A 12,772-nucleotide genomic window follows, 5' to 3' on the forward strand; every position below is an offset into this window, starting at 1 on the left:
AGACTGAAAGCAATCTGATGAATTAGGTCTTTAAAAGGATCATTTGCTGAAATGAAAAAAGCTCTGTTAAGATATTTAAATATCTAACAGAGCTTCTGATGTTTTGATTTTTTACCGGTGAACCCTTGAAGTTCCTATGGCAAGAATATTAGTACTTGTACCGTAAATCAATACATAGAGATTAGCTGAAACTAATCCCGATCCAATACCTTTATTTAAAATTACTGCTAAACAGTGATAACGATATTGGCAAAAGAATGTATTTATAAAATAGCACTCTTGAAATGTTTAGTGATACTAATTTAATTAAAATATTTAAAACGTTATCGTTAGATTAAAAATCTTATTAACTCCTTATTAACCAGCATTATTAACAATTGTTAATTACCTTATGGTTCGACTAAAAAAAGCTCCTCAATGAGGAGCTTTTAATATATATTCTAAAAGAAAGATTATTTTCTAATCTCTTTGATTCTTGCTTTCTTACCAGTAAGACCTCTGAAATAGTAAATACGTGACCTGCGTACTTTACCTCTTTTGTTAATTTCAACTTTTTGAAGAGCTGGCATATTGATAGGGAAAATACGCTCAACACCTACTGTACCAGACATTTTTCTGATTGTAAATGTTTTGGTTACTCCTGTACCACGTACTTGGATAACAACTCCTCTAAAGAACTGTGTACGTACTTTTTCACCTTCACGAATTTCATAATACACAGTGATCGTATCACCTGCACTAAATTCTGGGAATTCTTTTTTCTCTACAAATTCGTTTTGTACAAAACTGATTAAATCTTCCATTTTTAAGATTTTTTTAAATTGTATAAAAGCAACATGCACGTACTTCGCCAGAGGTTGGTTCTATGAGGCTGCAAATTTACTATAAAAAATAAGTTAATCAATTGAAAACTATATTTTTTTCAATGTTTCTGAAAATTAGTCTTTTAAAAGATCGGGCCTCCGCTTAAGTGTATGTTTATAAGCTTGTTCCTCGCGCCAAGTTTCAATTTTGGGTGTGTTTCCTGATGTGAGTATTTCAGGAACCTTCCAACCTTTATACTCAGCAGGTCTCGTATAAACGGGAGGAGCTAACATATCGTCTTGAAAAGAATCTGTTAATGCGGAGGTTTCATTACCTAAAACTCCGGGAATTAATCTAATCACAGCATCACAAAGAATAAGAGCGCCCAGTTCTCCACCGCTCAATACATAATCTCCTATAGAAATCTCACGTGTGATAAATTGATCACGCACCCGCTGATCAACACCTTTATAATGTCCGCATAAAAGGATTATGTTTTTTTGTAATGAAATCTGGTTAGCAATACCTTGATTCAAGGTTTCACCATCTGGAGTTAGATAAATAATCTCATCGTAATCTCGTTCCTCTTTTAGTTCACTAATGCATTTGTCAATAGGTTCAATCATCATAACCATACCGGCACCGCCCCCAAACTGATAATCATCAACTTGTTTGTAGGCATTTGCGGAGTAATCTCTAAGATTATGGAAATGAACTTCTACGAGACCTTTTGCAATTGAGCGCTGCATAATAGAGGCTTCAAAAGGACTTTTTAAAAGATCGGGTACTACGGTAATGATATCTATGCGCATAAAGCACGCTATAATTTGTTAAAACTAAAGAATTGAAGTCGCAATCTGTAGCGTTAAAGCTTCGAGCTAAAAGTTTATTTGTTATTATTTTTTACAGCTTTATTACGCTCATCCTGAAGTAATCTACCCATTTTCTGCTCTTTTTCAAGAGCTTTCTTGCGGTACTCTTCATACTCAGTCTCAACTTCTCCAAGCTTTTTACGAGCTTCCTGCGTATGTGCGTTACTTCCTTTAAATCTTAAAATAAAGAAAACCAAAGCTAGAGCAAGTACAGCTACGATTCCCCACATCATCCCCATATAACCGCCTTTACTCATTGGTATTCCTAAGAAATAAATAGAGTCTTTTTCAGCGCGAGTTGTTTCAAGTGTGTTTTCAGTTTCCTGTAAAGAATTGTTGAGTTCGCTAACCTTCGCTTGCTGCGAGTTTATTTGTTCTTGCAGACTATTGATTTTTTCTTTTAACCCTGAAATGCTATCTGCGGTATTACTTTTTAATTTTAAAAGTGAATTTTGATTAACCACTTTGTATTCTTGAAAGTTATTAGATTTCTCTAATAAGTCTTCAAATTGTTGTGAAATCGTGTTCACTTTGGGCTCAGTTTCCTGTGTTTGCTCTTCTTGTGCGTTTGCTCCTGCAACTACAAATAATAAAAAAAATAAGCTGCTCTTTATAGTATTCATTTAGGCTAGTCGTTTTTCTGTTTTTGGGAAAACGGAATGCATCCCATCTTAGTATATTAAAAGTGCAAAAATAATCAAATCATCTTGTTCTTACTGTTTATTCAGAATAAATAGATTGATTTTACAGAAACGTTTAGTTTGCTGAATATGAATCTTTTAACAATCAGTTGAGACTTTTTTCTAATAATAGGTGAACCTTCTCACTTTGGCTATATATTTTGCAAGGCGAATGACTTGATGACTGTAGCCGTACTCATTATCGTACCAAACGTATAAAACCACGTTTTCAGAATCTGAAGAAATCAATGTAGCCTGACTATCATATATTGAAGGTGCAGACGAACCCACAATGTCACTGGAGACTAGTTCATTATTGATAGAATATTTTATTTGCTCTACCAGATCCCCCTCTAAAGCATATTTTTTCAGTGTAGCATTAACGCTTTCGACGGTAGTTTTTTGTTTCAGTTTTAAATTTAAAATAGCTAGTGAACCATTAGGAACCGGAACTCGTATTGCATTAGAAGTCAATTTTCCCTCTAAATTAGGTAAAGCTTTAGCAACTGCTTCACCAGCACCGGTTTCGGTAATTACCATATTTAAAGCAGCAGCACGACCCCTTCTATATTTAGAATGCATATTGTCTACTAAATTCTGGTCGTTTGTGTACGCATGAATGGTTTCTAAATGACCCGTAGCAATACCGAAACTTTCTTCAATGGCTTTTAAAACAGGAGTTATCGCATTTGTGGTGCATGATGCAGCTGAAAAAATTGAAACTTCATCTGGATTAAACGCATTTTGATTTACACCGTGAACGATATTAGGAATACCTTTTCCGGGAGCTGTAAGTAGAACTTTTGAAGCACCTTTGGCAATTAAATGTCTGCTTAGTTGCTCTTTATCTCTAAAAGCACCAGTATTGTCAATGATCAATGCATCATCGATTCCGTAGGAGTTATAATCTATTTCTTCAGGAGTATTAGAGCTTATTATGGTAACTGTGGTCCCATTAATAATGAGCGCTTCCTTTTCTATATTAATATCTATAGTTCCCGGAAAGTCTCCATGTATACTGTCGCTTTTTAGTAAAGAAGCTCTTTTTTTTAAAACAGACTCTGTAATCTCACCACGAACTACAATTGCTCTTAATCTTAGTTGGTTTCCGCTTCCGGTTCGCGTCATAAGTTCGCGAGCTAGCAATCTGCCTATTCGCCCAAAACCGTAAAGAACCACATCTTTAGGAACAATGGTATTTGAAGCTTCGGCGTCTTTCAATTTATAATGGATAAATGCAGAAGCATCGGTATAATCGTTATTTTCTAAGTGATATTCATACGTAAGTTTGCCAATATCTAATTTAGCAGGAGGGAAATTTGCTTGCAAAATCGCTTTTGCAATCTCAACACTATCAAAAATCGAAATAGGCTTTTGTACAAAAGCACCTGCATAAGCATGCAGATTGAGTATTTCACTCACGTTTCTATCTATTAATTGATTTCGGAATAAAACCAGTTCAATATTTTTATCATACCAGAGATCGCTTATAATTTTTATAAATTCAACAGTTGCTCTTCGGCGGTCTGCCTGAAAGGATAATTCTTTCTCGTATGTATTTGAAGTACTCATGGAGTATAAATTGGTTTTAATTTTCGACAAATATACTCAACTATATCGTTTTCGTAAGCATAATTTTAAATAAAAAAGCCCTTCATTATGAAGGACTTTAAATTCAATTATCCAGAAGCTTTCTATTGAAAAATAATTTGCTTTTTCTCACCACCTTTACTTACAAAACTTAAGCTTATCGGTTCGTTAGGATTTTTATTATTCATTATGCGTTTAATATCTTCCACAGAATTTACTGCTTCATCGTCAACTTCTGTAATTACAATTCCTTTTAAATTATAGCGTTTTAGTTTATCATTAGTTGCTTGCGCAATGACAACTCCATTTTTTACTCCATATTCTTTAAGAAGTTTAGGTGAAGCTTCCCGAACTTCTAATCCCGGTTTCTCAATTACATAAGACGAATATTTAAGTAAAGTAACTGGTACAGTTTTACTTTCTCCATCTCTGCTATACGTAACTTGAACAACATCATTAGGACGTTTAGTACCTAAATATCCTGCTAGATCAGGGAATTTAGTGATCTTAATATTGTCAATGTTAGTAATGATATCTCCTTTTTGAAGTCCGGCTTTTTTTGCACCACTTTCAAACTCAACATTAGCTATATAAACACCTTCTACAGCGTCTATATCTAATTCACTTGCAATACTAGGATTTAAGCTCGTACCGCTAACACCAAGGATTCCGCGTTGTACATCACCATACTCCATAATGTCTTCAACAATCTTACGGGCATTATTAGAAGGTACAGCAAAAGCATAACCAACATAACTACCAGTTTGTGAAGTAATCGCGGTGTTGATACCTATTAATTCACCATTTATATTTACCAATGCACCGCCACTATTACCAGGATTTATTGCCGCATCAGTTTGAATAAAAGATTGCGGATTAGAATCATACTCGCTGATATCTCTGGCTTTAGCTGAAATAATACCTGCAGTGACTGTACTTGTTAAGTTAAACGGGTTACCTACCGCTAATACCCATTCTCCGAGTTTTACACCATCAGAATCTCCAAAAGGAAGATAAGGCAGTTCACTATCAGCATCAATTTTTATAAGCGCAATGTCTGCTTTAGGGTCGGTACCTATAACTTCTGCTTTATAGGTGCGGTTGTCGTTTAAAGAAACATCAAGTTCTGTAGCACCATCAATCACGTGATTGTTCGTCACAATATAACCATCTGGTGAAATGATAACACCACTACCAGCTCCTACGAGACCTTTGCGCATCTCACCACCACCGTAGAAAAACTCTTGTAAACTGCGGGGCTGTCTTGAGGTTTGTACGTTTTTAACGTGTACTACCGCATGTACGGTACGGTCTGCCGCTTCGGTAAAGTCAGCATTGGTACTGCTAATAGGAGTTCCATTATATTTTACCGGAGTATAAGATGAAGTTGCAGTTAGGTTAGAAACTTCAGTTTGGGTTTCATTTTCTAGAAGCTTATATGCTCCCAGAGTAATACCACCACCTAAGATGGCAACAAACAGTAGGCTTGCAAATTTTTTCATAATACGTTTCTGTTTTTTTAGTATAACATTATAAATACGAGTGACAGTATATTGCGTTGCAGTATTTAACTTGGTCTTAACAAGGCATAGAATTTTCGCTTTATGTATTTTTGCGAGGCTTTTTAAAAAACCAGAAATGTCAATACCTTTTTATAAATACCAAGGCACCGGCAACGATTTTGTAATGATCGATAACCGTCAGCATATATTTTCCAATAATGATACCAAACTCGTTAAAGCTATTTGTAACCGAAAATTTGGCATAGGAGCAGATGGCTTGATCTTATTAGAGAATCACACGACCTTAGACTTTACAATGGTTTACTATAACGCAGATGGAAACCCGAGTTCGATGTGTGGGAATGGTGGTCGTTGTATTGTAGCTTTTGCAAAAGAACTTGGAGTGATAGCTGACAAAACTACATTTGAAGCCGTTGATGGTGTACACGAAGCGTTCATTGAAGAAGGTCTTGTGCATCTTAAAATGCAAGATGTTGCTGAAATTAAAGAGTTTGATGACCACCTTTTCTTAGATACCGGTTCGCCACATCACGTGCAGTGGGTTTCTGATATAGATGTTTTTGATGTTAAAAAGGAGGGTGCAGCTTTACGCTATGGCTCACTTTATGGCAAAGCTGGAAGCAATATTAATTTTGTAGAGGCAATAGATAACGGTTACAGAATGCGAACCTATGAGCGAGGGGTAGAAGATGAGACATTAAGTTGTGGTACAGGAGCTACCGCAGTTGCTCTTGCTATTCATAAACAGAATAAAGTTTCTATAAACAGTATTCCTTTGCAGGTTGAAGGGGGGCAGCTTCAAGTGATGTTTGAGCCCCAGGAAGATGGCTATAAAAACATATTTTTAATCGGTCCTGCAGAAAAAGTTTTTGAAGGCGTATGGAACGTTTAACTCTAAAAGGACAACTCGTATACTTAAGAGCATTAGAGCCCGAAGATCTCGATCTGGTTTTCAAAATTGAAAATGATGAGGATCTCTGGGAGCTAACTACAACGCTGACTCCTTTTTCAAAATTTTTACTGAAGCATTATATTAAAAACTCGCATAAGGACATTTATGAAGCTAAACAATTGCGTTTAGTTATTTGTAGGGCTAGTGATGATGAGGCTTTAGGAATGATAGATCTCTTTGATTTTGATCCCAGAAACCAACGTGCCGGTTTAGGTATTTTGATTTTTAGCACATCAGATCGTGGTAAGGGTTATGGCGCAGAGGCACTAGATTTAATTACGCGTTATAGTTTTAAGCATTTAAATGTGCATCAACTTTATGCCAATATTTTAGAAGAAAATAAGCCGAGTATCAAGCTTTTTGAAAAGCAAGGTTTTAAGGCTGTAGGATTAAAAAAAGACTGGACTCGAATAGCGGGAACTTTTAAGAATGAATTTTTATATCAATTAATACATAAAGATGTACATTAAAAAAATAATTGCGGCTACCGCTTTAATAGGATTAGTCATAGCTGGGGTTTTTGCATATAACATTTATGGTAAATTTTTATCTCCTAATACTGCATTTAATAATGAAGAAGCTCACGTCTATATAGCTTCAGATGCGACATATCAAGATGTAAAAGCAGAGTTGGCGCCTTTATTAAAAGATGAAGAATCTTTTGATCAGGTTGCAGAGCGAAAAGGTTACATAAGCAATATCAAAGCTGGTCATTTCCTTATAAAAAAGGGAAGTAGTAATAATGATATTGTAAATTCTATTCGCAGCGGAAACATTCCTATTAAGATTTCATTTAACAATCAGGAGCGTTTAGAGGATTTAGCCGGTAGAATAGGTCAACAACTTGAGGCTGATAGCATAGAGTTGATTTCAGCTTTTAAAGATGCTGAATTTTTAAAGGATAATGGTTTTGAAGAAGCAACAGCCCTAAGTATGTATTTGCCCAATACTTATGAATTTTACTGGAATACTGATGCAGAATCCTATAGAGGCAGAATGCTTGCCGAATACAAGCGCTTCTGGACAGAAGAACGAAAGGCTAAAGCTAAAGAACAAGGTTTAACACCTAATGAAGTCTATGCTTTAGCTTCTATTGTACAAAAAGAAACTGCAAAAGCAGATGAGCGTCCTCGGGTTGCCGGAGTTTATCTCAACCGCTTACATAATGGTTGGAAGCTAGACGCAGATCCAACAGTAATTTATGCTGTAAAAAAAGAAGCTAATGATTTTGATCGCGTTATTAAGCGCGTTCTTTATAAAGATCTGGAGACAGATTCTCCTTATAATACTTATATGTATGGTGGTTTACCTCCAGGACCAATCTTTATGCCCGATCTTTCAGCTATTCATGCTGTGTTAAATCCGGAGTCACACCAATACTATTTTTTCGTTGCAGACGTTTCTAATCCTGGCTATCATCTTTTCGCGAAGACTATGGCTCAACATAATACAAATAGAAAGCAGTATATTAACTGGATAAATAAGCAAGGAATTAATCGTTAAGCCAATAAATGTTAAATGTTTGTCTTTTCCTCAATCGGAGGTTTGATAAATGTTAAAATATCTAAGAAAAAGAGTCATGTCGAATAGAATACAATACATTTTTGCGAAAACACTGACTTTAATAAAAACTTAACCAATTCATTGTCAATCGCTTATATTCTATTTGTATATTTGCGCAGTAATATAGACGGGTAATTTAGTAGCGTTCATCTACCGGTCTGAAATTTATTTTATGACGAAAAACATTGTAAAATTAGCAGCGTTGCCTTCTGTGTTTGGTTTGGTGGCATTAAGTATGTCAGTTAAAGATGCAGATAAACCACGTGAAAATTCTACTGAAGGTTTAGAGTTATTCTACACAGTACCCCAATTTGATGAGATCGATACAGCTGTATTGGATAACACTTCAAATTTAAATCTTGCCACCACCGGGAAATCATTTACCGGTTTCAAGGAGGCATTAGGCTTTAAAGAGTCTCAAAATGATTACAAACGTATCAATCAATTAGGGTATTTAGGAAAATATCAGTTTGGTAGAAGTACTTTATTGCTTTTAGGAGTAACAGATACAGATGAATTTATAAATAACCCCAGATTACAGGAAAAGGCATTTGTTGCAAATGCTTCTCGTAATAAATGGGTTCTTAGAAAAGATATCAAGCGCTTTACAGGGAAAGTTATAAATGGAGTTAAAGTAACAGAATCTGGTATTTTAGCAGCAGCTCATCTTGCTGGTCCCGGGAGTGTAAAAAGTTATTTACGCTCAGGTGGAGTAGAGGGTTTTAGAGATGCTTTTGGAACTTCAGTATATAGTTATATAAAAAAATTTGCAGGTTATGATGTTTCATTTATTGAGCCTGATAGAAATGCAAAAGTCGATTTAGATAGTTAAAATCTGAATGATATAAAAACTAAAAAAGCGACCGTACGGTCGCTTTTTTAGTTTTGTATTATAAATAACGCAGGCCTCTTGTGTAAATCCGGTTTTTTGGTCTGCCAGATAGAGATGGGCTTTGTTACAATAAATTCGGTAGGAAGTGTGATGTCACAGGCAATACAAAGTCGCGTGTTAGCCTGTAAAGTGTTGCACAATTCATCAATCATTTTATTGTTGCGATAAGGTGTTTCAATAAAAAGTTGAGATTGATTATAATCTTTAGAAATTCGCTCCAAACGTTTCAGTTCGCTGCGTCGTTCTTTAGAATCAATAGGCAAATAGCCGTTAAAAGCAAAGTTTTGACCATTCATCCCACTGCTCATCATTGCCATTAAAATAGAAGAAGGCCCTACTAAAGGAACTACTTGTATTCCTTTTTCGTGAGCGAGTCGCACAACTTCAGCGCCGGGATCTGCAATACCGGGAACACCGGCCTCAGACATTAAACCTATTGATTTTCCTTTTAAACAAGAGTCTAAGTATGCAGGGACTTCGGTAATTTCTGTGTGTTTATTAAGTGGATGTAGAATTAAAGAAGGTTGTGGTTTTTCTTTGCAAATTTGTTTGATAAATCTTCGAGCTGTTTTCTCGTTTTCAACCACATATTCATCAATAGTGCTGATGATTTTCTGAACCAAACCCGGCATGACTTCAAGAGGATCTGTATCACCCAGTGTTACAGGAATCAGATACAATTTACCGTACTCAGGTTTTATATGCATAAAATTGAATTATTTAGTGAGGCGCTCCGCTAATTTGGTAGTGGCTTCGTCTAGCATTTCGTAAACTTTGTCAAAACCTCTTAAACTGTCGTTATAAGGATCTGGTACATCTACGCGTTCACCGGGAAATATTTCATCCAAGATAAGATGAACCTTTTCTTTATCGCCATCATTGCGTACTTGCTCAATTACGTCTTCATAGTTGTAATTGTCCATCACAAAAATATGATCGTAGTGACCAAAAAAAGCGGGTTTAAATTGCATTCCGCGTTGATCTGAAATGTCTAAGCCATTTTTTTGAGCAATTGCAATGCTTCTCGAGTCTGGAAGACTCCCTACGTGCCAATGACCCGTTCCTGCTGAATCGACTTCAAATTTATCAGTGTCTAATTTCGATTTTAATAATCCTTCTGCTAGTGGAGATCTGCAAATATTACCTAAGCAAACCATTAAAATACGTGTTTTCATTTCAGGTAAATTTTTAGCGAAAGCTTAATTTTTTTAATTGATACAGAAAGGTAAAGATACGCAACTCAAGAGTTAATTACATAGTGAGTTTTTTGTTTAAATCCTCTACGTATTTTTTAAACTGCTTGTCTGTAGCTGATAGGTTGTCGACGGTTTTGCAGGCGTGTAGAACGGTGGCATGGTCGCGTTTACCTATCTGAGAACCAATACTTGCAAGAGAAGCTTTGGTTAGTTTTTTTGCAAAAAACATAGCGAGTTGTCTTGCTTGTACTATGTGTCGCTTGCGAGTTTTAGACTGCAGCGTATCTACATCCATCTGAAAATAGTCACTTACTACTTTCTGAATGTAATCTATAGAAACCTCGCGCTTGGTGTGTTTAACATAGTTGTCTACAATTTTCTTTGCAAGCTCGAGATTGATTTCTTTTTTGTTGAAAGAAGAGTGAGCGATTAATGAGATAATGGCACCCTCTAGTTCACGAATGTTAGTCTTGATATTATTTGCTAAAAACTCAACAATATCTTCTGGCATTTCTACGCCATCTTGATACAGTTTATTTTTAATAATAGAAACACGTGTTTCAAAACCAGGCTGTTGCAATTCTGCAGAAAGTCCCCATTTAAAGCGAGAAAGCAGGCGCTGTTCTATATCCTGCATATCTACAGGAGCTTTATCACTAGTTAAAACTACTTGTTTTCCGTTTTGATGTAAATGGTTAAAGATGTGGAAAAATACATCTTGAGTACCAGCCTTACCTGATAACAATTGAATGTCATCTACTATAAGTACATCAATTACCTGATAGAAATGGATAAAATCATTTCGGTTATTCTTTTTAACCGACTCTATATATTGCTGAGTGAATTTTTCTGCAGAAATATAAAGAACTGTTTTATCTGGGTAACGGTCTTTAATTTGTACACCAATAGCATGAGCTAAATGAGTTTTACCTAAACCAACACCTCCAAAAATAAGTAATGGATTAAAAGAAGTTCCTCCCGGTTTATTGGCAACAGCCATACCTGCAGAACGAGCAAGGCGGTTAGAGTCACCTTCAAGAAAGTTATCAAAATTGTAATTAGGATTCAATTGAGATTCTATCTGAAGATTACGAATTCCCGGAATTACAAAGGGATTTTTTAGTTCAGGATTTTTATTTTTTAAAGGAGCGTCAACCTCTTGCGATTTCATCGTGTTGGGACGGTTGGTGCTCGGTATTTTTTCAGTGAAAGGTTGGCGGTTTCCGTAGGTATTTTCCATACGAATTACATAAACCAACTTTGCGTGTTCTCCCAGCTCTTTAGTTAGAGAGACTTTTAATAGTTTTACATAATGTTCTTCTAGCCACTCATAAAAGAATTTACTAGGAACCTGTATGCTGAGAGCATTATCTGTAAGTTTAACTGCTCGAATGGGTTCGAACCAGGTTTTGTAAGCCTGCGGGGTTATATTGTCCTGAATAAATGAGAGACAATTATCCCATACTGTTTGCGCAGTCATACTCATTCTTTTGGTTAAATTTTAAGTTATTTTTGTTTTTCGGACGTCTGAAAAGTGAGAAAATAAAGAGATCTTCGTTTCGTTCAGCGCGAGGCAAATATGTGAACAAAAAATGTAATAAAAAAAGAAAATTAGATTGCTTTTTTAGAATTTTTTGCGCATACTCTTTCCGAGGTTTAATCTAAGAATTTATTTGTTAATAACTCTATGAAATCACACACAACTTCTGTTAAAGTTAGATATGCAGAAACAGATCAAATGGGTGTAGTGCATCATGCTAACTATGCTGTTTATCTGGAACTTGCTCGTATAGAATGGTTAGAAGCTATTGGAATTTCCTATAAAAAAATGGAAGAGAAAGGGGTTATGTTACCTGTTTACGGCATGCAGTTTTCTTTTTTGAAGCCTGCGCTATTTGATGATATTTTAACTATAAAAACAATGCTTAGGAAAACACCTCGTGCGAGTATAGTTTTTGACTATGAAATTTATAATCAGAATCAAGAATTGCTTACTAAAGCAGAAACAACTTTAGTTTTTGTAGATATGTCAACAAACAGACCTACAAGATGTCCGGAATATGTCTTAGAGAAGTTAAAATAATAGTTACTCAATAACTGAGCTCTCGATGCCAAAAACTGCATTGAAGCGATCTTGAATACGGTTCAGATCATTTTTACGAACATCTATTGTGATTAAGCAGCTCAATTCCATTTTTTGTTTTGCAATGTCTAATTGCTCTTCTTTGATAATTCTCATTACCGTATGAAGTAAGGGATATTCAAATTTTAATTGAAGTTCTTCAGTAATCGTTTTTGTTATAATGGTAGACTCTTCTAAAGCGAATTGAGCAGCAGTTTTGTAAGCTTGTATCAATCCGCCAACGCCTAGATTCGTGCCACCATAATATCTAATTACCGTTACCAATGTTTGTGTAACCTCAAAAGATTGTAGTTGACCATAAATAGGTAATCCCGCAGAATTACTGGGTTCCCCATCATCATTTGCTCTATAATGCTCGTAATTCTTTCCTAGTTGCCAGGCATAACAAACGTGTGATGCTTTATTGTGTTTGGTTTTTAAATCAGAAATAATAGTATCAATTTCACTTTCATTGGTAACAGGATGTGCCTGGCCGATGAATTTACTTCCGCGGTCTTTAAAGAATGTTTCTTCTCCGGTTTTAGCAAGGGTTTTATAACAGTCTATTTCCTGCATTA

Annotated in this window: 14 protein-coding genes; 5 read left to right on the top strand and 9 right to left on the bottom strand. The window is 35.6% G+C overall.

Annotation, left to right across the window (positions count from 1 at the left end; all coding sequences use genetic code 11):
• Window positions 1-452: 452 nt before the first annotated feature.
• The 5 genes from rplS to DSM02_RS07075 form a co-directional block, all read right to left on the bottom strand.
• Window positions 453-803 carry a 50S ribosomal protein L19 gene (gene rplS / locus DSM02_RS07055; protein ID WP_128761109.1) on the bottom strand — a complete coding sequence of 117 codons (351 nt, stop codon included), beginning with the start codon at window positions 801-803 and terminating at the stop codon, window positions 453-455.
• 135 nt (window positions 804-938) lie between these two features.
• Window positions 939-1,616: a tRNA (guanosine(37)-N1)-methyltransferase TrmD gene (gene trmD, locus DSM02_RS07060; protein WP_128764957.1), complete on the bottom strand. Its 678-nt coding sequence runs from the start codon at window positions 1,614-1,616 to the stop codon at window positions 939-941.
• 74 nt (window positions 1,617-1,690) lie between these two features.
• Window positions 1,691-2,299: a hypothetical protein gene (locus DSM02_RS07065; protein WP_128764958.1), complete on the bottom strand. Its 609-nt coding sequence runs from the start codon at window positions 2,297-2,299 to the stop codon at window positions 1,691-1,693.
• A gap of 180 nt (window positions 2,300-2,479) precedes the next feature.
• Window positions 2,480-3,928, bottom strand: a complete 1,449-nt coding sequence (locus DSM02_RS07070) for a glyceraldehyde-3-phosphate dehydrogenase (RefSeq protein WP_128764959.1) — start codon at window positions 3,926-3,928, stop codon at window positions 2,480-2,482.
• 122 nt (window positions 3,929-4,050) lie between these two features.
• Window positions 4,051-5,448, bottom strand: a complete 1,398-nt coding sequence (locus DSM02_RS07075) for a trypsin-like peptidase domain-containing protein (RefSeq protein WP_128764960.1) — start codon at window positions 5,446-5,448, stop codon at window positions 4,051-4,053.
• A 136-nt stretch (window positions 5,449-5,584) separates the two neighbouring features.
• Between DSM02_RS07075 and dapF the strand changes: the two genes are divergently transcribed.
• The 4 genes from dapF to DSM02_RS07095 all read left to right on the top strand — a co-directional run bounded on the left by dapF (window position 5,585) and on the right by DSM02_RS07095 (window position 8,816).
• Window positions 5,585-6,361 (top strand): diaminopimelate epimerase, encoded by a 777-nt coding sequence (gene dapF / locus DSM02_RS07080; protein WP_128764961.1) that lies wholly within the window; start codon window positions 5,585-5,587, stop codon window positions 6,359-6,361.
• Window positions 6,349-6,891, top strand: coding sequence for a GNAT family N-acetyltransferase (locus tag DSM02_RS07085; RefSeq protein WP_128764962.1), 543 nt, complete (start codon window positions 6,349-6,351; stop codon window positions 6,889-6,891). The genes dapF and DSM02_RS07085 overlap by 13 nt, the downstream gene beginning before the upstream one ends.
• Window positions 6,881-7,924, top strand: coding sequence for an endolytic transglycosylase MltG (gene mltG / locus DSM02_RS07090; protein WP_128764963.1), 1,044 nt, complete (start codon window positions 6,881-6,883; stop codon window positions 7,922-7,924). Before DSM02_RS07085 ends, mltG begins: the two co-directional genes overlap by 11 nt.
• A 232-nt stretch (window positions 7,925-8,156) precedes the next feature.
• Window positions 8,157-8,816, top strand: coding sequence for a peptidoglycan-binding protein LysM (locus tag DSM02_RS07095; protein WP_128764964.1), 660 nt, complete (start codon window positions 8,157-8,159; stop codon window positions 8,814-8,816).
• Window positions 8,817-8,863: 47 nt separating this feature from the next.
• On the opposite strand, the gene DSM02_RS07100 is transcribed toward DSM02_RS07095, so the two are convergent.
• The 3 genes from DSM02_RS07100 to dnaA all read right to left on the bottom strand — a co-directional run bounded on the left by DSM02_RS07100 (window position 8,864) and on the right by dnaA (window position 11,558).
• Window positions 8,864-9,583: an SAM-dependent methyltransferase gene (locus tag DSM02_RS07100; RefSeq protein ID WP_128764965.1), complete on the bottom strand. Its 720-nt coding sequence runs from the start codon at window positions 9,581-9,583 to the stop codon at window positions 8,864-8,866.
• A gap of 9 nt (window positions 9,584-9,592) precedes the next feature.
• Window positions 9,593-10,051 carry a low molecular weight protein-tyrosine-phosphatase gene (locus tag DSM02_RS07105; protein ID WP_128764966.1) on the bottom strand — a complete coding sequence of 153 codons (459 nt, stop codon included), beginning with the start codon at window positions 10,049-10,051 and terminating at the stop codon, window positions 9,593-9,595.
• 76 nt (window positions 10,052-10,127) lie between these two features.
• Entirely contained in the window at window positions 10,128-11,558 is a 1,431-nt protein-coding gene (dnaA, locus tag DSM02_RS07110) for a chromosomal replication initiator protein DnaA (RefSeq protein ID WP_128764967.1), read from the bottom strand.
• Between the two features lie 201 nt (window positions 11,559-11,759).
• On the opposite strand from dnaA, the gene DSM02_RS07115 reads away from it, so the two are divergent.
• Window positions 11,760-12,155 (top strand): acyl-CoA thioesterase, encoded by a 396-nt coding sequence (locus tag DSM02_RS07115; RefSeq protein ID WP_128764968.1) that lies wholly within the window; start codon window positions 11,760-11,762, stop codon window positions 12,153-12,155.
• Window positions 12,156-12,158: 3 nt separating this feature from the next.
• Here DSM02_RS07115 and DSM02_RS07120 read toward each other — a convergent pair whose 3' ends face one another.
• Window positions 12,159-12,770, bottom strand: a complete 612-nt coding sequence (locus DSM02_RS07120) for an IMPACT family protein (protein WP_128764969.1) — start codon at window positions 12,768-12,770, stop codon at window positions 12,159-12,161.
• Window positions 12,771-12,772: the final 2 nt, after the last annotated feature.

This window comes from Leeuwenhoekiella polynyae, from assembly GCF_004104075.1.
In the GTDB taxonomy this organism is placed as follows: domain Bacteria; phylum Bacteroidota; class Bacteroidia; order Flavobacteriales; family Flavobacteriaceae; genus Leeuwenhoekiella; species Leeuwenhoekiella polynyae.